This window comes from Natrinema salaciae, assembly GCF_900110865.1.
Taxonomy (GTDB): Archaea; Halobacteriota; Halobacteria; order Halobacteriales; family Natrialbaceae; genus Natrinema; species Natrinema salaciae.
The window spans coordinates 73,920-98,143 of record NZ_FOFD01000008.1; the positions used below are offsets into that span (position 1 = coordinate 73,920).

The 24,224-nt window shown below is 64.5% G+C and carries 21 protein-coding genes and 1 tRNA gene; 14 read left to right on the forward strand and 8 right to left on the reverse strand.

Annotated elements, in window-relative coordinates:
- Positions 1-32: 32 nt before the first annotated feature.
- A complete protein-coding gene (locus BMX07_RS21755) occupies positions 33-5,054 on the reverse strand; it encodes a DUF7282 domain-containing protein (RefSeq protein ID WP_090622424.1) in 5,022 nt (1,673 codons plus the stop codon).
- A 519-nt stretch (positions 5,055-5,573) separates the two neighbouring features.
- Between BMX07_RS21755 and BMX07_RS21760 the strand changes: the two genes are divergently transcribed.
- The 3 genes from BMX07_RS21760 to BMX07_RS21770 are packed head-to-tail and all read left to right on the forward strand — an operon-like array spanning position 5,574 to position 7,633.
- Positions 5,574-6,161: a biotin transporter BioY gene (locus tag BMX07_RS21760; RefSeq protein ID WP_090622428.1), complete on the forward strand. Its 588-nt coding sequence runs from the start codon at positions 5,574-5,576 to the stop codon at positions 6,159-6,161.
- Positions 6,162-6,174: 13 nt separating this feature from the next.
- The gene (locus BMX07_RS21765) at positions 6,175-6,879 is read left to right on the forward strand and encodes an energy-coupling factor ABC transporter ATP-binding protein (protein WP_090622432.1); all 705 of its coding nucleotides are present in this window, start codon (positions 6,175-6,177) and stop codon (positions 6,877-6,879) included.
- Positions 6,880-6,928: 49 nt separating this feature from the next.
- Positions 6,929-7,633 carry an energy-coupling factor transporter transmembrane component T family protein gene (locus BMX07_RS21770; protein ID WP_090622435.1) on the forward strand — a complete coding sequence of 235 codons (705 nt, stop codon included), beginning with the start codon at positions 6,929-6,931 and terminating at the stop codon, positions 7,631-7,633.
- 89 nt (positions 7,634-7,722) lie between these two features.
- On the opposite strand, the gene BMX07_RS21775 is transcribed toward BMX07_RS21770, so the two are convergent.
- Positions 7,723-8,724: an arsenic resistance protein gene (locus BMX07_RS21775; protein WP_090622439.1), complete on the reverse strand. Its 1,002-nt coding sequence runs from the start codon at positions 8,722-8,724 to the stop codon at positions 7,723-7,725.
- Between the two features lie 145 nt (positions 8,725-8,869).
- On the opposite strand from BMX07_RS21775, the gene BMX07_RS21780 reads away from it, so the two are divergent.
- The 3 genes from BMX07_RS21780 (at position 8,870) to BMX07_RS21790 (ending at position 11,138) form a co-directional block, all read left to right on the forward strand.
- Entirely contained in the window at positions 8,870-9,679 is an 810-nt protein-coding gene (locus BMX07_RS21780) for a DUF7847 domain-containing protein (RefSeq protein WP_090622443.1), read from the forward strand.
- 89 nt (positions 9,680-9,768) lie between these two features.
- Positions 9,769-10,221: an ArsR/SmtB family transcription factor gene (locus BMX07_RS21785; RefSeq protein WP_090622447.1), complete on the forward strand. Its 453-nt coding sequence runs from the start codon at positions 9,769-9,771 to the stop codon at positions 10,219-10,221.
- A 62-nt stretch (positions 10,222-10,283) separates the two neighbouring features.
- On the forward strand, positions 10,284-11,138 hold the full coding sequence (locus tag BMX07_RS21790) for a DUF7847 domain-containing protein (RefSeq protein ID WP_245742192.1): 855 nt from the start codon (positions 10,284-10,286) through the stop codon (positions 11,136-11,138).
- Between the two features lie 905 nt (positions 11,139-12,043).
- On the opposite strand, the gene BMX07_RS21800 is transcribed toward BMX07_RS21790, so the two are convergent.
- Both BMX07_RS21800 and BMX07_RS21805 read right to left on the reverse strand, forming a co-directional pair.
- Positions 12,044-12,117, reverse strand: a tRNA-Thr gene (locus BMX07_RS21800).
- Between the two features lie 99 nt (positions 12,118-12,216).
- A complete protein-coding gene (locus tag BMX07_RS21805) occupies positions 12,217-13,209 on the reverse strand; it encodes a class I SAM-dependent methyltransferase (RefSeq protein ID WP_090622456.1) in 993 nt (330 codons plus the stop codon).
- 733 nt (positions 13,210-13,942) lie between these two features.
- Between BMX07_RS21805 and BMX07_RS21810 the strand changes: the two genes are divergently transcribed.
- Positions 13,943-14,530, forward strand: coding sequence for an AsnC family transcriptional regulator (locus BMX07_RS21810; protein ID WP_090622459.1), 588 nt, complete (start codon positions 13,943-13,945; stop codon positions 14,528-14,530).
- 82 nt (positions 14,531-14,612) lie between these two features.
- Here the strand turns inward: BMX07_RS21810 and BMX07_RS21815 are convergent, their stop codons facing one another.
- The 3 genes from BMX07_RS21815 to BMX07_RS21825 all read right to left on the reverse strand — a co-directional run bounded on the left by BMX07_RS21815 (position 14,613) and on the right by BMX07_RS21825 (position 18,184).
- Positions 14,613-16,034, reverse strand: a complete 1,422-nt coding sequence (locus BMX07_RS21815) for an MATE family efflux transporter (RefSeq protein ID WP_090622463.1) — start codon at positions 16,032-16,034, stop codon at positions 14,613-14,615.
- Positions 16,035-16,038: 4 nt separating this feature from the next.
- A complete protein-coding gene (locus BMX07_RS21820) occupies positions 16,039-16,866 on the reverse strand; it encodes an MBL fold metallo-hydrolase (protein WP_090622467.1) in 828 nt (275 codons plus the stop codon).
- A 934-nt stretch (positions 16,867-17,800) separates the two neighbouring features.
- Positions 17,801-18,184 carry a DUF5518 domain-containing protein gene (locus BMX07_RS21825; RefSeq protein WP_090622471.1) on the reverse strand — a complete coding sequence of 128 codons (384 nt, stop codon included), beginning with the start codon at positions 18,182-18,184 and terminating at the stop codon, positions 17,801-17,803.
- A 268-nt stretch (positions 18,185-18,452) separates the two neighbouring features.
- Between BMX07_RS21825 and BMX07_RS21830 the strand changes: the two genes are divergently transcribed.
- From BMX07_RS21830 to BMX07_RS21860, 7 genes are all read left to right on the forward strand, one after another.
- On the forward strand, positions 18,453-18,656 hold the full coding sequence (locus BMX07_RS21830) for a heavy-metal-associated domain-containing protein (protein ID WP_090622475.1): 204 nt from the start codon (positions 18,453-18,455) through the stop codon (positions 18,654-18,656).
- Between the two features lie 109 nt (positions 18,657-18,765).
- Positions 18,766-19,611 (forward strand): DUF2182 domain-containing protein, encoded by an 846-nt coding sequence (locus tag BMX07_RS21835; RefSeq protein WP_090622477.1) that lies wholly within the window; start codon positions 18,766-18,768, stop codon positions 19,609-19,611.
- Between the two features lie 103 nt (positions 19,612-19,714).
- Entirely contained in the window at positions 19,715-20,221 is a 507-nt protein-coding gene (locus BMX07_RS21840) for a Rieske (2Fe-2S) protein (RefSeq protein ID WP_090622481.1), read from the forward strand.
- Positions 20,222-20,302: 81 nt separating this feature from the next.
- Positions 20,303-20,698 carry a RidA family protein gene (locus BMX07_RS21845; RefSeq protein WP_090622486.1) on the forward strand — a complete coding sequence of 132 codons (396 nt, stop codon included), beginning with the start codon at positions 20,303-20,305 and terminating at the stop codon, positions 20,696-20,698.
- 110 nt (positions 20,699-20,808) lie between these two features.
- Positions 20,809-21,231, forward strand: coding sequence for an ester cyclase (locus BMX07_RS21850; RefSeq protein WP_090622490.1), 423 nt, complete (start codon positions 20,809-20,811; stop codon positions 21,229-21,231).
- A 130-nt stretch (positions 21,232-21,361) separates the two neighbouring features.
- Complete coding sequence (dph5, locus tag BMX07_RS21855) at positions 21,362-22,135, forward strand: diphthine synthase (protein WP_090622493.1); 774 nt, start codon at positions 21,362-21,364, stop codon at positions 22,133-22,135.
- 106 nt (positions 22,136-22,241) lie between these two features.
- On the forward strand, positions 22,242-23,063 hold the full coding sequence (locus BMX07_RS21860) for a hypothetical protein (protein ID WP_090622497.1): 822 nt from the start codon (positions 22,242-22,244) through the stop codon (positions 23,061-23,063).
- Positions 23,064-23,110: 47 nt separating this feature from the next.
- On the opposite strand, the gene BMX07_RS21865 is transcribed toward BMX07_RS21860, so the two are convergent.
- Positions 23,111-24,196: an alpha/beta fold hydrolase gene (locus tag BMX07_RS21865; protein WP_090622501.1), complete on the reverse strand. Its 1,086-nt coding sequence runs from the start codon at positions 24,194-24,196 to the stop codon at positions 23,111-23,113.
- Between the last annotated feature and the right edge of the window lie 28 nt (positions 24,197-24,224).

Below are 24,224 nucleotides of genomic sequence, written 5' to 3' on the forward strand. Positions count from 1 at the left end.
GAACAGCGAAGCGACGCGGTGTCGCGCGGCTTCTACCCTGTAGCCGAGCCGTTGGGCGTTTCGGTCGGTTCTGATGCCGACTCGTCGGGCGGGCCTTGACCTTCAGGTGGCCCCGTCTCGTCAGGTGAGCCTTGACCTTCAGGAGGGCCCGACTCGTCTGGAGGACCTGGTTCTTCAGGAGGGCCCGGTTCGTCAGGCGGCCCCGTCTCGTCAGGCGGTCCCTGATCGTCGCCCGTCTCCGGCCCGGCGTCCCCGTTCGATCCTGCAGACTCCGGTGCAGCCGCTTCGATCGTCACCGACGCCTGATCGTCGTCCGTCGTAATCGTGTGCGTCGACGTTCCCTCCGGCAACACCGACGAGAACTGAATCTCGGCCGATTGTCCGCCTGCGAGGGTCACGGTGGACTGGGCGACCGGCTGGTCGTCGACGCCGTAGGTCACCGTCTGGGTTCCCTCGCGGTCACCCTCGTTCTCGACGATGGCAGTCACCGCCACTTCCTCGCTGGGCTCGCCGCTCGCGGGGGCCGAAACGTCAGTCACCGAGAACTCGGCCGGCTCGCCGCTCGCTTCGACGGTCACCGTCGTCTCGGCGGTCTCGTTCGCCGTCGACACCGCGAGCGGATACTCGCCGGGGTCGAGATCCGCCGTCTCGTAATTTAGCGTGACCGTCTGCGTTTCACCGGGCTCGAGGGAGACCGACACCGGTTCGCCGGGCACGCCGTCGACGGCGATCCCGACGTCCTGGGTCCCCGCCTCGTCGCCAACGTTCTCGAGTTCGGCTTCGACCGCGAGGGGATCGCCCCGTTCGACCGGGCTGTTGGTCCCCGTAATCGAGACGTCGAACGTCGCGGGCTCGCCGCTCGCTTCGACGATCACCGTCGTCTCGGCGGTCTCGTTCGCCGTCGACACCGCGAGCGGATACTCGCCGGGGTCGAGACCGTCGGTGTCGACCGCGAACGAGGCGGTCCGACTCTCGCCGGGCTCGAGCGAGACGGACTCCGCGTCGACCGTCGTCCCGTCGACCGCGAGCGTGACGTTCTGGGTACCCGCTTCGCCGCCGGTGTTGCGAACGTCGGCCTCGACCGCGAGCTGGTCTCCCTGCTCGACCGGGCTGTTGGTCCCCGTGATCGAGACGCCGAAGCTCGCGGGATCGGACGGCTCGATCTCGCCGGCGGTCGGCGTCGCTGCGGTCACCGGGTCGTCGTACCCGTAGTTCGCGAAGTCGATCTCCCAGACGAGTCGTTCGTCGTCGCTCTCGGGCGTCCACTCGACGGTAACCGTCCCCTCGCCGGGCTCGAGTTCGCTCGGCGGCTCGTCGGCCGTCGTCCCCTCGACGAACCGGCTGTTACCGCTCACGGTCGCATCGTTCGGGTTCTCGTAGCCGAAGGTCACGTTGATGCCGTCATCGGTGGGCGTCGTCTCCACGACCGACAGTGACGGCAGATCCGGTCTGGCCTCCTCGTTACACGTTTCCGCCGAGGGGTTCCCGTAGTCGATCGCCGCGAACGGGACCGCCTCCGGCGAACTGATGCCGGAGATGTACGTCCCGAAGGTGCCGTACTCCGGTATCTGAACGGTCACGTTGTCGCCGTCGACCGTCACGTCGCGCTCGTCGCCGATCTCGAAGACGATCGTGCCGTCGAACGGGGCCTCGACGTCCTCGCCGACGGTGACGTAGTCTTCGATGATGGTGTTCCCGAAGCCGGCCCGGTCGTAGAAACCCGTACTCGCGGCGACCTCGTCGCCCGCCTCGAGCGAGGCGTCGACCACCGCGCGCGAACAGCTGGTGAACGCCACGTCGAAGTTCTCGACCTCGCCGTCGACCGTGTACGCGACGGTGTTCGTCTCGAGGACCGCCCCGTCCTCGGTCGCGACGACCGCGACCTCGAGCGTCGCGTTCTCCTCGAGCGGCGGTTCGAGCTCGAGCGCCGTCGGCCCGATCGTTTGGTTCGCCGAGAACGCGTCGCTTTCGGCGATCCGGGTGCCGTCCTCGTCGGTGACGGTGATCGCGTAGTCGACGCTGGCGTTGGCCGCGGTGACGGTCAGCGTCTCCCCGTCGCCCGCCTGATCGGCGACACTGAGGTTCGCCGTCGGCTGCGCGGGGTCCGGCTCCACGACCGCGTACTCGATCGACTCGTTCGCGAGCACCGCGTCGTCCGCCGCGGCGCGAACGGAGACGTCGACGGTCGCGTTCTCTTCGAGCGGCGGCTCGAGCTCGAGTGACTGCTCGGCGACCGTCTCGTTGGCCTCGAAGCGGTCGCTGTCGACCCGCTCGCCGTCGTACTCCGCCGTCACGATATACGGCACGGACGCCCTCGTCGCGTCGATCTCGAGCGTGTCGCCGTCGCCGGTCTGATCGTCGACGGAGAGGGTCGCCTCGGGTTCGGTCGGTTCGTCCGTGACCGCGTATTCGATCGTCTCGTTGACGAGCCGTTCGTCGTCCGCCGTCGCGACGACTGCCACGTCGACGGTCGCGTTCCCCTCGAGCGGCGGCTCGAGCGCGACCGTCTCGTTCGTGACCGCTTCGTTGGCGGGGAACGCGTCGCTCTCCGCGATCGGAGCGCCATCCTCGTCGGTCACGGTGAGCGCATACTCGACCGTTGCGTTCGCTTCGTCGACGGTCAGCGTCGACCCGTCGCCCGTCTGATCGGACACCGATAGCGTCGCGTTCGGTTCGTCGACCGGCTCGTCCGGGACGGCGTCGTCAGTGATAGTGTACTCGATCGATTCGTTCGCGAGCGCCTCGCCGTCCTCGCTGACGACCGACACGTCGACGGTCGCGTTCTCCTCGAGTGGCGGGTCGAGGTCGATCGAGCGGTTCGTCACCGCCTCGCCGGCAGCGAACGTCTCGCTCTCGACGGTCTCGCCGTCGTACTCGGCCGTCAGGGCATAGGGGACCGACGCGTTCGCCTCGTCGACGGTCAGCGTCTCCCCGTCGCCGGTCTGATCGTCGACGGAGAGGGTCGCCTCGGGCTCGTCGGGTTCGTCCGCGATCGTCACGAACGCGCTGGCGAACACGGGGATACCGCCCTGCCCGACGTACGGCACGTCCACCTCGCCGCCGGAATCGGCGTACTGGAACGTCTCGTCGTCGTTGGTGTCGTGATGGGCGATCGCGACGATGATGCTGCTTTCCGCCAGCGGCTCGTCGAGTTCGATCGTGACGTTCTCGTGATCGCCGGCCTCGAGATAGCTCGAGACGCCGCGGACCTCGTCGGGGTCGGCGTCGACCGCGGCCCCCTCGTAGACGGCCACGAAGCCGCCCTCCGAGAGCGAAACGTCCTCGATCGTGACCCGCTCGCCGTCACTCTCCTGCTCCGTGAGGTCGATCGAGGCCGTTCCCTCGATCGGGTCGATCGCCTCGATCCGCTGGTCGACCTCGACCTCGACGTGCTGGGAGATCACCGTCACGTCGGTGGTATCCTCCCGAATCGCGTACGCGGTCGCGTCGGCCGCGATCTCCGCAGTCAGCGTCTGAAGCTGCGTGACGCTGATCCGCTGGGACTGAACGGCTCGAGCCGTCCCCGTACAGGCGCTCTGTGCTGCGATCTGGACCTGCGTTACCGTCGCCTCCTGGGACTGGACGAGCGCGCCGCTCGCTGCACCCTGCGCGAGTCGCTGGACCTGCGTCACGTGGACGACCTGCGTCTGAGTCACCGCGCCCTCGCCGGCACCGAACGCCGCGGCCTGTACCTGCTCGATCGAAATCTCCTGGCGCTGGATCGCCGCGGTGACCGCCCCCGACGCGGCACCCGTCGCTGCCGACTGGGTCTGCGTGACCGACACCGACTGCCGCTGGACGAGAACGCCACCCGCGGCCCCGTCAGCGGCGGCCTGAATCTGCTCGACGGTCGCCTCCTGACTCTGGGTGATCGAGCCCGTCGCCGCGCCGAAGGCAGCCTCCTGAACCTGCGTGATCGAAATTCGCTGGAACTGCGCCACGCTGACGGACTGGATCTGTTTCAACGACCCGCGGCTCGCACCGCGGGCCGCGGCCTGCGTCTGCTCGACCGAGACCGCCTGCTGCTGTACGAGCGCCCCCTTCGCCGCCCCGGCCGCCGACTTCTGAATCTGCTTGATCGTCACCCGCTGGCGCTGTTCGGCCTCGACCCGCTGTTCCTGTCCCGTCTCGGTTCGTTGCTCCTGTCGGACGTCCACCCGTTGCTCCTGCTCGAGCGCCGCGGGGGTGCTCCCCTCGAGCGAGCCGGCCGCAGCGCCGGCCGCCGCGTGCTGGACGTGCTCGAGCGTCACCTGCTGGCGCTGTTCGACCGATATCGACTGGTACTGCGTCAGGACACCGTAGGCCGATCCCTGCGCGGCTTCCTGGATCTTCGGGACCGCCCCGACGTCTTTCGCGCCCGCCTCGCTCGCGGCCCCCGCGGCCGCACCGTTGCTCGCGAACTGGAGCTGTTCGACGGTCACGTTCTGGCTCTGTGCGATCGTGCCGTGTGCCGCCCCCCAGGTCGCACTCTGGAGCTGGGTCGCGTTCACCGACTGGGACTGGGAGAGCCCGCCACCGGTCGCGCCACCGACGGTGGACTGAATCTGGGTCGCGTTCACCGACTGCTTCTGAATCAGCGCCCCGTGGACCGCGCCCGCGGTCGCCGCCTGCACCTGCTCGGCCTCGGCGGTCTGGTACTGCGAGGCGGCCTCTCGAGCGCCGTCGATTGCCGCCGCTCGCTGTTCCTGTGTCACCTCGACGCCCTGGGACTGGACGAGCGCGATTCCGTCGCTGACACCCGCCTCGACGGCGTCGTCGTGGTCTGCCTGGACCGCGGCCTGATCGTCCTGTTCGCCGCCCGCGGTAGTCGCCGCGCCGTCGGTCCCGGGCGGCTCCAGCTCTATTGGATCGAACTCGGTACTCTCTCGGTCGGCGTCTTCCTGCAGCGCAGCCTGTGACGCGGCGTCGGACGCCGATTTGGCGGTCGCGTCGACGGCCGCCTCGTCCGGAGCGAGCGGCTCGAGGCCGCCCTGGAGTACCGGCAACGCGACGACGCTCCCGACCATCGCGGCCGCGACCAGCGTGACGACGATGGCAGTTCGCGGTCGGTTCATCGAACGGTCCCTCCCGTCGTTCCGGTCGTCGGCCTCGTCACGCTCGCCCCCGCTACGTCTCGTCGCCGAACCGCGCGGCCGCGGACACACCGACTCCGACGGCGAACCCGTTCCCGACGCCGGAGCGGCGGTTCGCAGTCCCGACGTTGGACACCCGGTTCCGCGACGGTGCTCCCCCAACTGACAGCCTTCGTGCTACCGGTTCGCATTTTCCCATCACCGGGCGGAAATAGCGCATAAGAACGCCGGTCGTTCCGGTTAGCGAGGCGAGACAATTCGCTATTACCCACTTCTCATTCGCGCCCGAGCGGCGCAAACGCCCGAATCAGGTCCGGATACGAGGGTTGTCGTCGACTGTGGCGGCGGTCCCGACAGTCGCTCGTACTAGAACGAAGCGCGTAGTTTCGTCCCGCCTCGAGAGACGATGGTCGGCCGACGCGATTCGGACCACGTGTCAGCGCGATCCCGTTTTATCTCGGAAACCGAAGTCTTGATCCCGGTTTACGAACGAGCGGGGGTATGGCAACGGAAGGGAATTCGGTGGATGCAGTCGACGACACGGTCGTTCGACAGTTCGCTCGAGCAGCGGTCCTCGCGGCGCTCGTCGGCGCGACGGCGGCCGTGTCGATCCCGGTGCCGCTGTCGCCGGCACCGATCACGCTCCAGGTGTTGTTCGTTTTTCTCGCCGGACTCGTCTTGGGTCCGGTCTGGGGGGGGTTCTCGCTCCTGCTCTATCTCGTCGCCGGCGCCGTCGGACTGCCGGTGTTCGCCGGTATGAGAGGGGGATTCGGCGTCCTGTTCGGAGACTCCGGCGGCTATCTGTGGTCGTACCCGATCGCTGCGGGCCTGATCGGGTTCGTCGCCCACGGGGGAACCGCGCTCCGGGATCTCCGGACCGTTCGGCTCCCGGTGATCGTCGGGGCGCTCGTCGTGGGGACGATCGTCATCTACGGCATGGGGACGGCGTACATGGCCTGGCTCCTCGAACTGAGCGCCTGGAAGGCCGTCTCAGCCGGTGCACTCCCGTTCATCCCCGGCGAAATCCTCAAGATGGCCGCCGCGATCGCCGTCGTCAGATCCGGTCGGCTCACACCGGTCCGATCGTGACCGCGGCGAACCGATGATCGAGTTCCAGTCGGTCTCGTACGCGTTCGGCGACCGTCCCGTCCTCAGAGACATCTCGCTCTCGATCGACGACGGCGAGTTCGTCCTGCTGGCGGGGGCCAACGGCAGTGGGAAGACGACGCTGCTGCGTCACTGCAACGGCCTGTTGACCCCCGACTCGGGCTCGGTTCGCGTGGACGGCACGCCCGTCGCGGACGACCCGATCGCCGCCCGCTCGAGTGTCGGGATGGTCTTCCAGCACCCCCGCGACCAGTTCGTCTCCGCGATCGTCGGCGCCGACGTCGCCTTCGGGCCCGAGAACCTCGGACTGCCGCGCGAGGAGATCGACCGCCGCGTCGCGGCCGCGCTCGAGGCGGTCAACATGACCGGCCGAGAAGACGACCGAATCGACGCCCTCTCGGGCGGCGAGCAATCGCGCGTCGCTATCGCGGGCGCGCTCGCGATGGAGCCGACGCACCTCGTCCTCGACGAGCCGTTCACCGGGCTCGACGAGCCCGCGCGCCGCTCGGTCCTCGCCCGCCTCGAATCGCTCTCTGCCGAGGGTACCGGGATCCTGCTCGCGACCCACGACCTCCGGGACGTACTGGGACTGGCCGATCGGGTGATCGCGATGCGGGACGGACAGGTAGCAGTCGACGGGCCGCCCGCGGACGCACTGGACGAACTCGAGGGGCTCGAGGTCCGCGTCCCGGATCGGTGATCACGGTGGCCGAGCCACCACTGCTGACACGGCACGCGGGAGGGGATCGATGCTGACCTACGAACCGGACGACACGTTCGCCCACCGACTCGATCCCCGGACGAAGCTGGCGTTCCAGCTTGGGTTCACCGCGACGGCCCTGGCCCATCCGACGCCGCGGGCGTTGCTCCTCCTCTCTGTCCTGGCGGCGGTCGTATCAGCCGCGGCGGGGCTGTCGATCCGTCGAACGCTCGCGTCCTATCGGTTCGCGCTGGTCATCCTCGCGCTCGCACCGCTGCTCTCGGGCGTCGCGCTCGGCCCGCCCTGGATCGATCGGTCGGCCGCCGTCGCATCGGGACTGGCGAGCTACCGCGTTCTGTTGATCCTGTTCGTCAGCGCGGCGTACGTGCGCTCGACGCCGATCCGAGACTCTCGAGCGGCGATCCAGCGGACGGTCCCCGGAAAACCGGGCCAGATGCTGGCCGTCGGCGTGAGTCTCGTCTTCCGGTTTCTCCCCGTGCTTCGGGCCGACCTCCGGACGATTCGAGAGGCGATGGCCGCGCGACTGGGGACCGAACGCAGTGCGATCGACCGCGCGAGCACGGTCGGCGTCCTCGGACTGACGCGCGCGTTCGACCGCGCCGATCGGCTCTCGCTCGCGCTGCGGGCGCGGTGTTTCGCGTGGAACCCGACGCTCCCGGTGCTTTCCATCTCGCGAGTTGACTATCCGGTGCTCGCGGTTGCCGTCGTCCTCGCGCTCTCCGCGTTCTACTAGCTCGTCGGTTCCCTCCGTTCCCCGGCCGTCGCGACGACCGAACCCGGCGGTATACCACACTCGTTCGGAGCCGGTCCTCGAGCGACTCGTCAATCGTCCCGAACGGACCCCGAAGTCGGCACCCGCGCGGGCGCGCCGGGAACGAGCCACGCCGGTACCGCTCGAGTGAGAACGACCATCCCCGTCAGTTCGACCAGCGTCTGCGTGACGACGACCGCCGGTGCCAGCTCGTAGCCCGCCGGGAGCGCGAGCGCCAGTGGCAGGACGACCAGCGAGTTCCGCGTCGTCGCCGTGAACACGAGCGCGCGAGCCTCGCCGACCTCCATCCCGACGATTCCGGCGGCGAGCCGCCCGAGCAGCGGCATGACAACCAGGAAGGCGACGTACACCGGGACGACGGCGGCGATCCGGCCGATCGAGTCCTGGACGCGGGGGAGCTGCGAGGCGATGACGACCAGCAGCGTCGCCCCCATCATCGGAACCGGCAGCCAGCCGATCGCCGCCTGCCACCGCTCGCCCGTGTCGGATCGGTCCGCCCACACCTCGGTGACCCACGCGAGCGCCAGCGGCACGGCGATGAGGACGACGAACGCCTCGACGAACGGGCGGGCCTCGACGATCTCCGCGATCCGGCTTCCCATGAACAGCCAGAGGTACACCGGGAGCAAGAGCAGTTGCACGACCAGCAGGGCCGGCGTCGCGGCGGTGATCTGCTCGCCGTTCCCGTCCGCGAGTTCGGTGAACGGAATGACGTAGTCGATACAGGGCGTCAACAACACCATGAACGCCCCGACGAGGAGCACCGGTTCCTGCGGGAGAACCCTGGTGAGGCCGTAGACCACGACCGGAACGACGAGGAAGTTCAGCCCGAGGGCCGCGGCCATGAACCGGCCGTTAGTGAACGCGCGACGGAAGCGGACGAACGGAATCTCGAGGAAGGTCGCGTACAGGAGGACCGCCAAGACGGGGGTGATGAGCCGCTCGAAGACCGAGGCGGCCGCGGGAACGCCGAACCCGAACACGGCGGCGAGCAGGACGGCTCCCGCGTAGACGGTGAGCTGTCGCCGCTGGAGCCATCCCTTCGTGATCATTTGCCGAAAATTCGGTCGCGGCACGGAAACCGTCGTTGTTCGCGTCATTCCTCTCGAAGTGGCAACGTCAGCCGCTCCAATTGGTTAAATCTGGTTTTAATACTACGACCGAACTAATACGAGACGACGGCAATTCGTGGATACGATGGTCACAGTCTCCGCATTCAAAGACGGATTCGCAGCCCTCCGAGCAAATCCGATCCTGCTCGTCGCTGGCCTTCTCTTCGGGGCCGGAAGCCAACTGCAGTACGTGGATCACCTGACCGAATCACCATTGCTGTCAGCAGGGATCTCGCTCGCGTGGCTGGTTGTTTTCCCGTTCGTTCTCGGCGGCTTCATCGGAACCGCTCAGGCCGCGATCGAAGGAACAGGTGCATCGCTCACCCAATTTTTCACCGCAGCGCGGACACATTACCTCCCACTTCTCCTTGGAACCGTGTTGTTCGTGGTTCTCGTCCTCGGAATCGCTATCGGACTCGGATTCATCGGGTTCTTCCTCGGATTCGGATCGATGGCGCTCGCCGTGATCAACGAGATGGCTGCCTTCGTCGCAGGCGTCGGCTCTATACTCATGTGGCTGCTGTCTGTCCTCGTTGTCATTATGTTCGTGCAGTTTTATCACACTGCGATCGTCATCGAAAACCAGAGCGTTACTGATTCGTTCCGGAGAAGTATTGCCCTCGTCCGCTCGAACCTCAAAAGCGTCGCCGGGTTCTCGCTGGTCTGGATCGTCCTGTTGAACGCCTTCGTCATACCCGAGTACCTCCTCCAGTTGACGCTGACGGACGCTGGGCCGGCTGACGTATTACCGATCGACCTCGGGATTCCGACAGCTGTGCTCCTCCCGATCGGAATCGGCCTTTCCGCGGTTGGCTTCGCGTACTTCTATACGGTGTACACGGCCTACTACTTGCGATTGATCGCTGCTTCAGCTGCCACCTCGGAATCAGTATGAGTTCCTACCACCAACTACATATTACGGTCTCGAATAGCCATTGACGGATCAGATCCCCGCAACCTCCATTCACAGAAGAAACCGTAACTATGGCACGACTCTTTCCGACACAAACGGACGCCGCCGTCGAACGAAGCGATTCCCCGGCCGTACTGAGCCTCGACGACGACGCGACGCGAGAGGTGATCGAAGCGCTATCCTCCGAAACCGCCTACGAGATTTTCCGGCTGCTCAACGAGACGCCGGCGACACCGGCCCGGATCGCTGAGCAACTCGACCAGAGCGTCCAAAACATTCACTATCACCTGACGAACCTCGAATCGGCCGGGGTAATCGAAGTCACGGACACCTGCTATTCGGAGAAAGGCCGGGAGATGAGTGTGTACGTCGTTTCGAAAGACCCGACGCTACTCTTTCTCGGTACCGAGGACGATCGGCCGAGTCTCAAACGCGCGTTCAAATCCTTCGCCTCGCTGCTCGGTCCACCATCGATTCTGCTCGCAGTCGGGGAGTCCATCTCACAGTTTGTTACTGCTGAATGAGCGAACGCACCGACTCACCGATCCGAAGTATTTCTGTCTTTCACGATACAGCCGCATGTGACATGGCACCAACGATCAAGGCACGAGACGATGTCGATGGGTGTGGGTGTCTCGAATGCCGCAACATCGAGACGACTACCACCAATCGGACCGTCCTCGATGCGCTGGCCTGGTCCGTTCGCCTGTTTCGATCCTCCCCGTCGATTGTCGCCTTCACGGGCGTGCTCATCCTCGCCAACCGACTTCTCGAGACGGACAGTATCAACGTGCTCCCGCTGCCCGTGATCGACGTGTTCGAGGCCCTGACAGCGTTCGCGTTCGTTTTCTTGATTCGAGCCTACGTCGGAACGATCGTCGCCGGAGAACTGACCGGCGACCCCGTCACGATACGCGAGGGACTGCATCGAAGTATTGCTCGGATACCGGCGTTAGTTGGCGTCATCCTTCTACTCGTATTTTCCAGTATGGTGATCCCATCTCTCCTCTCTCTGCCACTACTCGTTCTTGCTGGCGTTATTCCGGGCAATCCCGTGGAGATGGTTGGCTTTCCCGTCGCGGCGACAGTCGTCGGGATCGTCTTTGCCGCGCCGTTTCTCTTCCTGTTGTTCAAATTCTGGTTCGTCCCGGAAGCCTGCGTCATCGGCCAGTACGGCCCCATCAAATCACTTCGGGTTAGCTGGCGCATCACGACGAACTACCGAGGAAAGTTCGTGCTCATCGTCGTGATCGGTATCGGAAGTGCGATTAGCCTTTATTTGCCGACAGCGCCGCCCGAAATGGGGGCGAGCCTGGCTTCGTTGAATCCCGTTTCGAGTATAATCTCATCAAGCGTCGGTGAACTACTGTCCGTCGTGTGGGCGGGTGCTTACGCGCACATCTACGTTCAGGGGATCGTGTCGTGGACTCAATCCTCTTGAATGGCGTCGATTACGATCGGCTTCGTCGGACTGAACTGGTATCGATACGAGTACTCCGACTGAGCGAGCTATCACGAGTAAACTCGTGGGATTCCGCGTGGACTCCCGGTCTGGCCGATTCCTCGGCAGAAGAATAGCCTCCGTTTACGTCCAGCGCCCCGTTCGAGCGCAAAGAAAACGGCCTCAACCACTGACCGACGGTGATAGATGTCATCGCCATGGTGAGCGTCGTGCGCCATCTCGAGCGGATGGCCTGTTTAGGCCCTCCTGAAAACGTTGGTTAGGTGTTCAATCGGGTGAGCGGTGTTCGTCTGTGAGCATATTTTCCCCGGATTGATCTCACGGCGTGCGACCCCACGTGAATATAGCCAATCTGACAAGTGGTAGTTGTGCCTGCGAGGGTTCGAAATAGACGTTCGATCGGTGGGGACCACCACGACGATGGAGATTCGATCCAAAATTGGCCCATCCTCCGAAACTGCGGGGAACGGGACGCAGCCGGTTTGATATCGCACATACTAATTTATGTCGTGAGTGGGGGCGATCGACTCGAGCCTCGACCCGAATCGGAACTCGAGCGACGGTCGACTGTGATATCGGCGTCGAGGCGGCGTTCAAACGTCAGTTCGGGGTCGGCCGGTCGCATCATCGAACGAAATTGTGGAATCCTCGGATTCGGTTGCGTCGGAACCCGCGTTCCGTTCGGAACGCGGTGCCTGTACCCCGGTTCGAGAGACCAGACTTTCCGATCGCTCTCGATGCACTCCCGTCTCACGACCGCCGCAGTGGCCGGGAGAACGACGGGCGTGAGCCACGGCTCCAGCGATGTCGTCTCCAGATTGGAAGGCGCCACGATCCCCGTCAGAACACGGCGGCAACTCACGAGTTTGATCGTCGGAGAAGTAAGCCGGTGGAGGGATTTGAACCCTCGACCTAATCCTTACGAAGGATTCGCTCTGCCAGTCTGAGCTACACCGGCGCGCATTCATTCGTAGGACCGATACCAGCCATAAGAGTTGCGAATCGATCCAGTCGTGGGAGGTGGGTACGCGACTCGAGGCCCGTTCCGCGTAGCCGATCATCGCTCGAGTCGCACGTCGAGACAGACGTTCAGCTCGTGGGGCGCGTACGAGCGGACGGTGTGGCGAGTCTCGACGGTGACCTCGTAGTCGGGTTCGGCGGCCGCGCGGATCGCGCGTTCGCCCGGCCCGAACGGGTCGTCCTCGTGCTGGATGTCGTAGTAGTGGAGGGTGCAGTCGTCGCCGGCCAGGGTCACCGCCGACTCGAGGAACGCGTCGGCGCTGTGGGGGAGGTTCATCACGATGCGGTCGGCCCAGTCCTCGTAGTCGACGGCGACCTCGCGGACGTCGTCGTTGATCGCGGTCACGCGGTCCGCGACCCCGTTTCGACGGGCGTTCTCGCGGAGGTAGTCGATCGCAGTCGCGTTGATATCGACGCCGACACACTCCGCGCCGCGTTTCGCGAACGGGACGACGAACGGCCCGACGCCGGCGAACATGTCGAACGCCCGTTCGTTTCCCTCGAGCTGTTCGGCAACGCGGTGGCGTTCGGTGGCCAGTCGCGGCGAGAAGTACACGTCCGCGAGATCCAGCAGGAACTCGCAGCCGTATTCGCGGTGGACCACTTCTGTGTTCTCGCCGGCGAGCACCTCCCAGTCTCGCACCCGCGTCTCGCCTTTGACCTTCGACGCCTTGTTCAGCACCGTCTCCGCGGGGAGATCGGACTCGAGGATGGCGTCCGCGATCGCCCGCGCGCGGTCGGGGTCGTCTTCGTCGATGAGCGCGGCCTCGCCGAGGCGTTCGTAGGTGGGATCGAACGCGAGCAGATCCGCCGGCGTCGTCTGCTGCTGGCGCTCGGGGACCGCGTGTGAGACCACCTCGACGTCGCCGTCGAGTACGTCTCGGACGGCGGCGGGATCGGTAATCGGGATGTAGAGCCGGCCGCCCTCGACGGCGATTTCGTACGCGTCGTCGATCAGGTCCGCGTCGGCGAGCGCTGCGCGCGTCGCTTCCCCTGCTTCGGGCTCGACGCGGACGCACGGAACGTCCATGCCCGAACTGACCGTCGGGCCGCCGTAACACTGACGTTTTTCCGGGGCCGCCCCAACTGATAAACCAACAATGGCTATATCAAATGTGTCGGGCGAACCGGCTCACTGTTTCGGAAGATGAAATCGTTTCGGGACTCCCTTCGTCGACTCGTTTCCTGTTATCGATCAAAAGTTAGTGCTGAACACTCACGGTCGTACTTATCTGGACGAGTGTGGGGAATTGCGAGGATTCTGGGACTGCTGAATGGTGTTGTCACTTCCGAGCAGCGGACTCAGCGAAGGATCAGTCGGACGGTCATATCTAGTCATTATCATCTGTTGCTGGTATGCTTTGATGATGTCCGTATATACGGATCTATACTGAGGCGGTGTCTGCAGGGTCAACTCTATCGTTCAGATACTGGTTCCGAAGCGGCGTCGGCAGGCTGTTGAGCCTCTGGTGGAAAATACCACTGGGACAATCGCCACGAGGCGTCGTCCATGACCCTGACGGAGCGGCCGAACGGGTTCAGCGAGTCGTCGCGTTTCACGAGGCCGGTTGCCTGATGACCGTCTCTGCCGAACTGTCCTCGGCGGTTTACGAGTCTGGGATCGGTCCTGCGTCAGTCGGCATCACGTCGTATAGAGGCGGTAATCGGTCAGTGCGGTTTCACTTGAAAGTCACGGTAGTGGGGCGAAAATCGTAGATATACTAAGAAATTTTTTACCTACCCCGCCGAATTCTATCGACGGTATGCCCTCGCTCGACGAGACAGACATCGAGATTCTGCGACTCCTCAGCCACGATGCCCGGCGGACGTACACCGATATCGCCGAGGAGGTGGGCATGTCCGGGCCAGCGGTCGCAGACCGAATCGAACGGCTGCAGGACACGGGGATCATCAACCGCTTCACCGTGGACATCGACCGAACACAGCTGGGAGCGGGCGCACAGATTTTTGTTCAAGTCGATCCTGGAGACTCGTTTGAACAGCTCCGGTCACGTCTCGACGGGTCCGACGCGGTGGAACACGTCATGGTAACTGCCGGCGGAGAACTCTGGTTCAATGCACGTGCAGAGGTCCACAGCGTACACACATGGGTCAGAAGCCTTCTGGAACCGGCCGACGTCGTAGCGTATTCCGTGACGCTCATCGACGAGATCGAGTGGCAACCGTCACTCGACGGGACGGATTTCGCGCTCACCTGTGCGGAGTGTGGGAATACCGTCGACAGCGAGGGCGAATCCGAGTGGATCGACGACCGGATGCATCACTTCTGCTGTACCACTTGCCAGAGTCAGTTCAAGGACCAGCTGAATCAGCTCAAAGAAGGCGTCTGAACGGTTTGGAATCCAAGCGATGGGTTTCCAAAATCCTCGATATTATTCGTGGTGGTCCGTGAATCGGATGCAGTCTCACGCATCAGTCAGCGAGTGACGGTCGACGGGACCGACTTGCGACCGTCCACTTCCCGGAGTGAACCCGATACCCGGTCACGATAGCTGCACCCCAGGTTTCTGCGATCAGGGCTCCGAACACGGCAGCGTGCCCCAACGACGTCGTCACCCCTAAATACGTCAACGGGAGAAGAAGGAGATACAGGCCGAGAAGCCGTCCGTACATCGTCCACCGATTCTCGCCAGACCCTTTCAGAATTCCCTCGTACGTCCTGAATATACCGAGCCCGACGAAGCTGACGCTGGCAACCCGTACAAACGGGATCGTTCGAGCGACTGTCTCCGGGTCCCGGCTGAAGAGGCCGGCGATGACCGGAGCAAGAGCGAAGACGAGTATCCCAGCGAGCACGTACACGATTACCGAGAAGACAACCGTATCACGGCCGAAATCGACGGCCAACTGTTCGTCCGACTGTCCTAGTGCCTGGCCGACGAGACTGCTTGCGGACAGAGAAAACCCTGCCCCGAAGGCATTCAATAGATTCCGCACTCGACGAGCTACCTCGAACGAAGCGACAACGGTCGGCCCAACCATGGCGAGCAGTGTCAACAGCGGGAATCGAACGAAGACGTTCCCGAGCCGGTGACCGATCAACGGCACCGACGTGCCCACCAGCTGTCGAAGTATACGACCGTCGAGATACGGGCCCGTCAGCGATATGGTGAGAGGGAACGGCCCGAGCCCGGGGAACTCTCCGCGAACCAGTCCATACGCGAAACTCGCCGCAACGAGGCCTTCGGCGATGACTGACGCGAGAGCGGCTCCGAATACTCCCAGTCCCAGGCCGAAAATGAAGATTGCGTTGAGACCGATGTTAACGGCGGCACCGGTCGCCCGAATCGACATCGGAATCCACGTGTTGTTCGCTCCTGCGAGCGTGCGGCTCGCGACAACGTTGAACGTGACAAACAGTAGAACAACCGTGCTCACCCGCAGGTACGTCGCCCCGTATCGGACTGTCCTGCTGTCTTCGGTAAACACTCGGATCAACTCTTCGGCACCGAGCCAGTAGGCGACGACGAACGGGAGTCCAAGCGCGAGACCGAGAAGCACGCTCTGTTTGACGACGAGGCTCGCCGCTGCCGATTGGCCGGCACTATAGCGTTGCGCAACCAGCCCGATCGTTCCACCAGCGATCCCGATGGCGAAAGCGAACGCGAACTGCCAGTAGACGACTGCAAAGGAGATGCCGACGATGGCCGTGGAACCGAGGGCCAGGCCGACCATCGCAATGTCGGACACACGGAGGGAGAACCTGGCGATCATCGTCAGGAACCGCGGCCAGGTGAGGTCCGCGATTCGCCGTCCGCGCTGGTCGTCGATGGCCCCCACCCCGGCCAGTCGGCGAGCGAGCCACCGGAACCACCAGACAATGGGGTTGAACATCGAATCAGACTCTCGGCGGGAGTTCGAGTGAACTTCCGACGCCCACTGAGCGAAACGCCTCAGGGAGACGCTCCGAGAGAATCTTCTCGGCCTGGAAGCCCGTGCAGTGAGTCCCGGCAAACAGATCGAGTTGACCTTCCAACCAGTCCGCGAGGTCGTGAATTTCGTCCGCATCACGGGCAACGAGGTGGGTACCGCCGATGACGAAGCGAACCTCCGTGCCGGTGACTGTCTCGGCGTGCTCAATAGTGTTGCGAAGGCCTGCGTGACAGCACCCGAGCACGAGTGCGGTGCCATCTTCGGTCTCGACGGCGATCGACTGGTCGTCCGGCACCGAATCGTCGACCAGTTCACCATCCTTCTCGCGCAAGTGGACAGGATTGTCGTCGTGAGGCCGGGGAATCTCACCGAGCGCGAATACACCATCGCGTACCTCTACAGGGTCACGGTGCTCGATGATATCGGCCCCCGTTTCGACTTCGGCTCGAGAGAATGGAACTCCGATGTGGATCGGCTCGTCCAGCGTCCGGCCGTCAGCAGGCTTTCGGATGAACCGCTCAGCCCAGATATCAGGATGACAGTACACAGTCGGTTTGTCAAACGGATCGAGGAACTCGTCCAGACCCATGGTGTGGTCATAATGGGCGTGGCTCAGCACGATGTCGTCGAACGCCGTACCGACATCTAGTAACCGTGCATTGTCGAGGGCGGCGGTGGATTGGCCTGTATCGAACAGCACGTCATCAACTGCCGCCGCGAACCCCCATTCGCCGCGGAGGCCTTTCGGAATCCCCGTTGCCACGGTGTTGTCAGCGAGAATTGTCACGTTCATACGTATCGACCATCCAAGATATCCCACTGGGTCGCTACAGAATGGTCGTGGTTACACTGTTGGCCACCGAGCATGGAGGCGCTCGAATCAAGATTTACTGAAGTTCTCACAAAGAGTGATAGGGGTGCATTTCTGATTGCAGTTTCCGTTAGAAATGCTAAGGACGGAGTGTTAGAACATTGAATTTGAAATCGAGACACCGCCCATGAGGGGCCTCGGCGGGGACTCCGAAAACTCTCCCAGCTACCCGTGAGACCGCCGACTGCTCCGCTGGTAGAGCTACTCCGCGCAGGACCTGCATGCGGGTGAACACCGCTTTCAGAACGACTGAACGGTGTCGCTGACGAACTTTGGTTTTCAAATTAATATGCCTCTCCACCATTCTTTTCATAGTTCCCACTCGGTTAGCAACACTGTTCGAACGTACGAATAGCCAGAGATGAATCACGAAAACCAGTCGTTATCGCCGTCTCTAGCCGCTTGTACACGAGACAGTGGGGGGCCATCCGAGACGACACCTGTATCACAAATCAGGACCAGCAAGGGATGGGAGACACATCGAGGGGAACGAGAGAGGAACACTCGACTTGCTCGTCGGTGCCCACTGTACAGGGACAGCGGCGATGGGAATCCTCAATGAGCATCTTCCAGAGATCTTCGAACCAGCGGGCGTCGGGAGTACGATACGGCTCGACGGAGTTTGACCACCCACACTAGTACCCAAATTCATCAGGGGCGGGATAAAGGCGCACATCAAATCCATCCTCCGAGATCGTGAACCGACTCGGTAGGTCGAGAGCGGGAACACCCGACGTCTCCAGAACCGGCCATTGCGGGCGGTACGCGCCGAACCGCCGGACACGCCCGACGACGCCGGGGAATGGAGACCCAACCGATCGAATAGATCCCGCGGCCGCCGAATCGGGTGTCCGCGTCAATCGAGACGGTCGTGCAGCCAGCCGCCGATGAATCCACGGAGCTGCCCGACGATCAGGAACACGACGACCCCAATCACGACGGTGCATCCGGCCGCAGCCACCGAACTCGCGGCCATCAGCCACGAGTCGCCGACGAGATCGACGAGTATCGGATGGTTCCACCACTCGAGCGCGGTCGTCCCGCTTTGCCAGAGGAGGATCGGGACCCCACCGATCGCCGCGGTCACCGCGCCCGCCCGCGTTCCGTCGCTCGATTGCGCCCCGTCGTGATATCCCGAGAGGACGCACGCGACGATCAGGGCCGTCCCTGAAACGGTATCCGGATCCAGGACCCAGTTACTCACGACCGTGAACGGGATCGAGACGAGGCCGAGGAAGATCGCAGTCCGGAACCGACGACCCTACACCGGTCAGCCCATGCTGGTCACACGTCCTTGCGGGCCACTGACGCGGGCTCCGGTCTCGCGCGCCGGTCGAATAGTTCGAACGCCGCGTCGATCCCGTACCGGCACGCCTCCCCTCGTCGGTGCCGGAAGATCGCAGGTCGATGCGCGGATCGAGCCGGTTCTAGTCTTCGGTACCGTTTAGTGCAGAAAATATCAGAATTTCATCAATTTATGCCCGCTCGACGCGTTGTCCGGATGCAGAATGGACGAATACACGCTCGAAGTTCCCGCAATGACGTGTGAAGGGTGTGAGATAGTTATCACCGGTGCAGTGGCCGACATCCCTGGAGTGGGGGTCGTCGACGCCGACGCCACGGCCGGTCGAGTGACGATTCACGGGGATGCGTCGGTACGCCCCCGCGTGCGGGCGGCCATCGAAAACGCCGGCTACGACGTACGAGACTAGCCGTGATCGATTCTACCCCGTTTGGTGGTTCGGAGACGATGACGACGACCCGTGCAGACTCTGCATCGCCGTTCACCGTCCGTCACACCCTCGAGGGAGGGAGAGTCGAATGAGTGCAGTGCTTCGGGCTGCGATCGAACGGACGACGGATCGCCTCCCGACCGGGTTCGATCGGACGACTGCCGTGGTCACCGCGATGCTCGGTCTCGACGCGGTCTGGTGGCTGTTGCTGTACGGCGGTCACGTCCCGATGCCCGGAATGGAGTGGCTGACGATGGAGGCCGAAATCCCGATGGCCGCACCCGGTGCGATGGAACGCGGTGCCGCCCACGTCGGGACGCTCGAGGCGATTATCGGCTACACCGTCATGTGGGGCGTGATGATGTGGGCGATGATGCAACCGGCGATGATGCGGTTCACCCGGGAGTACGTCGCGTCCTATCGGGGATCGGCTTCCGGTGCGGTGCGAGCGCTGGCGTCGTTTCTCGTCGGCTACTACGTCGTCTGGATGGCGTCGGCCTGCGTTCCGCTCCTGTACGACATCGTCCTCCCGGGCGGAATTTATGGCGTCACCCGCACGCACACCCACGTCGTCATCGGGAGCGTCCTCGTGCTCACCGGACTGTACCAGCTCTCGAGGTTCAAACGGTCGTTCCTGCGGACGTGTTGTGCCACCGTGCCGGCTCACGTCGACGGCGTCCCGCAGGCGATCCGGGAGGGGCTCTATCACGGCGTGCGCTGTGTCCTCACCTGCTTCGGGGTCTTCTTCCTGGTGATGGTCTTCGTCGGCGAGATGAACCTCGTCTGGATGGTCGCACTGACCGGCGTCGTCACGATAGAGCGCCTGCCGACCTGGGGCGAAGAGATCGCCGTCGGCATCGGGCTCGTCTCGCTCGCGGCCGGCGTCATCGTGTTGGCGATCCAGCCGCCGCTCCCGCTGGCGTTCACGCTCTGAGAGCCGGCTGTGCCTCGCGGACGGCACGAGCCGTCCGTGCGCTGCTGTCCGGCGCGGTCCGTCGGGACCGTTTTCCGTTCGTGGTCCATACTGTCCGCTCGAAATGAGTGTGCGAACGCGGCTCACGACCGTCGAGACGGTTTACGAGAACCGGTCGTGGCTGTTCACGATTCGAGATCAGCACGGCGAACCCGACGAAGTCGTCCTCGTGCCCTGCGAGGACGACGCCGAGCACGACTCGACGAGCCCTCCTTCGAACGCTCGGGAGGACGGCGTGGACCACGGTTCCACGAGCAGTCAGCCTGCGGCCGACGACGGTGTCGAAGCGTGGATCAACCGATGCACCCACGAAGCCCAGCGATTCGATACGGGCCGCGGGGCCCCGATGCGCGACGGCCGGCTCATCTGTCCGAAACACGGCTCGATGTTCGACGCCTGTTCGGGCTACTGTGACAACGGCGAAGCAGCCGAGACGACGCTGCCGTCAGTCGACGTCAGCGTCGACGACGGCGTCGTCTACCTGACCGACGACGACGTGACGTTCGCCCACGCTGGCGGAATCGACGACGGAGACGACGGTCCCGCATCGACCTCGCACATCGGGTTCTGACCAGTTCCCCCGACGGCCGAGACGACGCGCGGTTCCCGTCGTCCGGCGGAATCTTTTCACCGTTCGGCTCGCAGTCACCGCATGGACAGACAGACCGTCTCGAGCGGCACCGAGTGGGAACCGCGGGTCGGTTACTCCCGTGCCGTCCGGACCGGCTCGCAGGTACACGTCTCGGGAACGACGGCGACCGCCGAGGACGGCTCCGTCGTCGCTCCGGGAGAGCCGTACGCACAGACCGTTCGAGCCCTCGAACTGATCGAGCACGCGCTCGACGAGGCGGGCGCGACGCTCGAGGACGTCGTCCGCACGCGCATCTACGTAACGGATATCGACGACTGGGAAGCAGTCGGCGAGGCCCACGGCGAATTCTTCGCCGACGTTCGCCCGGCCTGTAGCATGGTCGAAGTACAGCGGTTAATCGATCCCGACCATCTGGTCGAGATCGAAGCGGTTGCGATCGTCGACGACGGGGAGTGACTGTCAGGGTAGTCTCGCCCGTCGACCCGACGGTTGATTTTCCGACCGGTCAGAGACGTGTCGACAACCGTTATTGCTGCAACTGCCCTCTCTCGTATGGGTCGTTACCAATGAACATAGAAGACAACAAAGCGCTCGCCCGCCGCATGCAAGCGGACGTCTGGAACGAGGGAAACGTGGACGCGATCGACGACCTCCTCGCCGAGGACTTCGTCCAGCACTCCCCGTGGGAGCCGTCCGAGTTACGCGGCCGAGACGAGTTCAAACGGCAGATCCGGGACTTCCACGCCGCGTTTCCCGACCTGCACGGAACGGTCGACGACATCGTCGCCGAAGGCGATACGGTCGCGAACCGCTTTACCATGCACGCGACTCATCGGGGCGAATTCATGGGCGTCGAGCCGACGGGAAACGAGATCGAACTGGTCGGCACGATCTTCGCCCGCGTCGAGGACGGACGGATCGCCGAGCGGTGGGTCGTCGACCACGTGCTCGGCTTCCTCGAGCAACTCGGGACCGTCTCCGAACGGTAATCGACGGCCAGTGTCGACCGCCCCGCGTTCGCCGTTTTCGGGTCGCCCAGAGGCGTCGTTCGGTTCGACCGGCGAATCGTCCGCAATCGGACTCGAAAGGTTATAGCGACGGTGCCGACTAGCGGCGGCTATGCTGACCTTCATCGGCCTCGGTCTCTACGACGAGCGCTCGATCACCGTCGAGGGGCGGGCGGCGCTTCGGAGCGCCGACCGGGTCTACGCCGAGTTCTACACCAGCAAATTGATCGGGACGACGATCGACGACCTCGAGTCCGCCCACGGCGTCGACATCGAGGTCCGTGACCGGGCCGGCGTCGAGCAACATCCCGAGGACATGCTCGAGGCGGCCGCGAACGAGGACGTGGCCTTCCTGACGGCGGGCGACACGATGATCTCGACGACTCACGTCGACCTCCGACTGCGAGCCCACGACCGCGGCATCGAGACGCGGGTGATTCACGGCGTCACCGCCCAGACCGCGACGAGCTCACTGACGGGGCTCCAGAACTATCGGTTCGGGAAGGCGACGACGTTACCTTTCCCCTACGCCCACGGTGCCGAGGGCCTCCCCGCGAGCGTGACGGAAACGATCGCCGACAACCGCGCGGACGGCCTTCACACCGTCGTCTACCTGGATATAAAGGCCGAACGTGAGGAGTACATGACCGCCGACGTCGGTGCCGAACTGCTCGCCGAGGCGTACCCCAACCTCGTCGGGGTCGTCGTCGCCCGCGCGGGTGGGCCCGAACCGCTCGTCGAGGCCGGACCCATGGCCGAACTCGCGGACCGAACGTTCGGCGACCCGCTGCACCTGCTCGTCGTTCCGGGGGCGTGTCACCTGCTCGAGGCCGACGCGCTGGTGGAACTGGCCGGGGCGGACCGGGACGACCTCGAGATCGTCTGAGACGCCGGCGACCGTCCCGCCGATCGAACCCGTCGCTCGACCCGACGGTATTCGCATCGGGAACGGACGCCGGCAGATTTACGATCGGAGCGGGAAAGGATGGCCCATGAGCGGCCGAGAGGTCTCCGACGAGTCGGGAGCGGCCACCGAGCGGGACGCCCTCGATCGCGAGACGCTCGAGTTGGCCCGCGAGGAACTGCGGACGACGTTCGACTACCAGGTCGAGCGCGTTCGGGAGATCGACGAGAAGGCGATCGAGATCCTGAAGGCGAACCTCCTGTTGATCGGGCTGGTCGTCACGGGCGGCTCGATCGTCGTCCAGACGGATCTCGATATCGCGCCCTTCGTGAACCTCTTTACCATCACCAGCGGGCTCCTCTTGCTGGTCTCGACCGGCCTCGCCGGGGTGACGTACACGGCGTCGAATCTCAGAGGCGGGATCGACGGCGACGCGGTCGACGTCGCGCTCGCGACGGCTCGAGCCGATCCCGGGGCCGATGCGGACCGGTTCGAGGTGCGACTGCTCCGGAGCTACGGACGGTGGATCGAGTACAACGCGCGGGTGACCGCCGTCAACGACATGTTCGCGACGATTACCGTCCTCATCGTGATCGCCGCGTTCGTCTACGTCGTCGCGGGGATCGCGGTCGGTGCGCTGGGCCCGTCCGTGCTCGTCTCGGCGATCGGCTTTCTCGCGCTCACGGCCGCGCTGGTGTGGCTCGCGGGCTTCGCCTATTACATGGATCACCTCGGAGCGAACGACGAGCGCTGGGAGGGCACGTTCGACGGCGTCAGGATATCGAAGGGCGTGACCCGAAAACGCGGCCTGTCGACGCTCCGAACGATGCGCAGCGAAGGGGCGACCGACGAACGGGAGGAAGCGGCAGCGGACCGGCGGTCCCACGACGGGCGCGAACCGCGGTCGTAGCGTCCCCGGCGAGGGGGACGGCCGGGGCGGCCGTTCCGTCGGGTTCGTCAGCCGCGCAGGACCGACTCGAGCCGATCCAGAAAGTCACCGGGAACCTCGAGGTGGGGCGTGTGGCCCGCATTACCGAAGACGACTTCCTCGAACTCGCCGCCGCGATCGGCGTAGCGCTCGAGGACGGTTCGGGTCTGGTCGACCATCGGCTGGGGCGGGAAGACGTCCTCGCCGGGCCAGTCGGGGAGTTCGCCCATACGACCGAGCGTGCCCAGATCGAACAGGGAGGCGTTCGAGACGATCTGGTCCGAGTCGCCGCGAATCCACAGCACGGGCGGTTTCTCGTCGGGATCGATCTCGGTGATCGCCTCGAGGTCGCAGTACTTCGGCGAGATCGCGTTGTTCACTCCCGTCTCGCCCGGGGCGATGCCGGGCCAGTTGTCGCTGGGAATCGAGGAGCCGGGATAGTTCTCCGCGCCGGTCGCCGTATCGAGCATCCCCGTCAGGTACGACTCCTCGCGCTCGTCGTCGAACTCGTGGGTCGGGTCGACGTAGTAGGTTCGCAGGACCTTTCGGGGCGAGGTCTGCCCCTCCACGCTTCGGTCGCGGTCGGCCAGCCCGGCCACGAACGCGTCGTTACCGATCCCGCCGCCGGAGCCGGCGTAGTCGTCGAAGCAGGGCGTCCCGTCTACGTCTCTCGTGCCGCCGAAGCCGTGCGGCGAGAGCGGGTTGACGAGCACGAGAGCGGACACGTCGTCGGGGTGGTCGATCGCGTACCGCATCGCGACGCCGCCGCCGTTCGACCAGCCGACGAGGGCGAACGGCCGTTCGAGCCCGAGTTCCGCCACCAGCGCGCTGACGTCGCCCTCGAAGTCGCCGAGGCCGTTCGTCGCGTCGACCGGTTTCGTCTCCGAATCGCCGTACCCCCGCAGATCGGGCGCGACCGCCCGGTGACGGGCCGGGAGATCGGCCATCGCGTCTTCGAAAAACCGCGAGGAAGAGACGTTCCCGTGGAGAAAGAGGACGGTCGTGCTCTCGTCGTCCGCCCGGTCGGTGCCGCCCGACTCGAGGTAGTGGGTCTCGAGGCGGGCAGTGTCGACGGTTCGCGAGTCGACCCCGGCGAGGGTGTCGTCTCGAGTCATGGCCGCCGGTACCACGGCCCCCGTGATA